The sequence below is a fragment of the Pontibacter anaerobius genome (assembly GCF_026241195.1).
Taxonomy (GTDB): Bacteria; Bacteroidota; Bacteroidia; order Cytophagales; family Hymenobacteraceae; genus Pontibacter; species Pontibacter anaerobius.
This window is the reverse complement of the sequence record NZ_JAPFQO010000024.1, coordinates 1-1,325: the sequence shown is the minus strand read 5'-3', so window position 1 is coordinate 1,325 and position 1,325 is coordinate 1. Positions and strand designations below refer to the sequence as shown.

General features: G+C 46.0%; 1 protein-coding gene. It reads left to right on the top strand.

Annotation, left to right across the window (positions count from 1 at the left end; all coding sequences use genetic code 11):
• The first annotated feature begins 359 nt into the window (after nt 1-359).
• Nucleotides 360-1,196 carry a gliding motility protein GldB-related protein gene (locus OO017_RS19850; protein WP_266054448.1) on the top strand — a complete coding sequence of 279 codons (837 nt, stop codon included), beginning with the start codon at nt 360-362 and terminating at the stop codon, nt 1,194-1,196.
• Nucleotides 1,197-1,325 lie beyond the last annotated feature (129 nt).

Genomic DNA, 1,325 nt, shown 5'->3' with positions numbered 1-1,325 from the left:
CCCTTGTTTTTACAACGCAGTGCCGGGGGGAAAAAGGGAAAAACAACCCCGCCCAACACACCCTAGCAGACACCCTCGCAAGCCTGACAAGCCAAAGCGTCTGCTAGACCATTTCGTTAGCAGCAACTAAATCAAATAGAAAAATGAGAAGTCCTATTGGTTACCTTTTGCTTATCTTGTTTCTTGCCCATGCCTCGTGCACACAGAACAGGCAAAATAATGGCTCAAAATCTATACCTGAGCCTAACCTTTACTCTAAACTGGAGCAGGTAAGCGATAGTATACAAATTGGGGACATTACAGTGTACAACTCCTACAAGCACCAATTGTTAGCGAATCAGGGAAACACGTATGACAGCATGCTCATTGTCAACAAGGTATACAAGCAGCATCAAAAGCTGTGGGACGGTTGCTATGCCATGATATTCGGTGAGGAAAACTCAGGTAAGTTCAATAATAAGGAGGGGATGGTAGTGTGGAACAGGAAAATCTATGCTGAGAACAGAGAGTTTATGGAGCAACGGGTTCGTGAGCTACTCAAGCAAAATGTTGATTCAATCCTAACATCAAGCTTGGCTGGTTTTACCTCGTTGATTGGTAAACACAAACCCAAGGCAAAAATAAGTATTGTCTTCGTGCCGTTGCAAGGGGTTAAAATTGGAGGCTGTGACCAATCCATGTTTGTGCTTGATTTGATGGACACAGATTATGATTTAAATCGTGTACTAACGGAGGGCTTCCCCCATGAAATCAACCACCTTGCCTATGAGCCCACTCGAGCCACCGACCCTGACCGCAGCACCGCGCTGCTCAATACCATAGACGAAGGGCTGGCCTGCTACTATACCTATAAATACTTTGGCGGTAAGATTACCAAGCACAGAGCCGTAGAGAATATGACAGAAGAAGAGTGGGATTGGTATATGCGGAACGAGAAGGAAATCTTCACGAAGTCAAAACCTTATCTTCTTGAATCATCTGAAAAACAGACGCCCTACTCCTGCAACTGTGGAATGCACAGAGGCAAAAAGCTTTTCGAGGAGGCACCACGGACTGTTTGCTACTGGCTCGGTTTCAGAATTATAGAATTCTATGAAAAAAAGCATGGAGCAGGCTCCTGGAAAGACGTATATGAGCTTCCTGTTCGTGAGGTTATGGCGAAGAGTGGCTATGAGGACTATATCAATTCACTGTAAAAATAGCGCCTGCTAATCGAGTAGACGGCCCCGCCACCGTTAGGTAGCGGGGAGCGCCTCTCACACCACTGTACAAGCGGGTCTCGCATACAGCGGTTCGTTAAGTTGTGGAGCTACTTCCCTGTAGTA

Excerpts from the sequence above, each read along its gene's own strand:
- OO017_RS19850 (WP_266054448.1), top strand. The coding sequence starts at position 360 with ATGCTCATTGTCAACAAGGTATACAAGCAGCATCAAAAGCTGTGGGAC.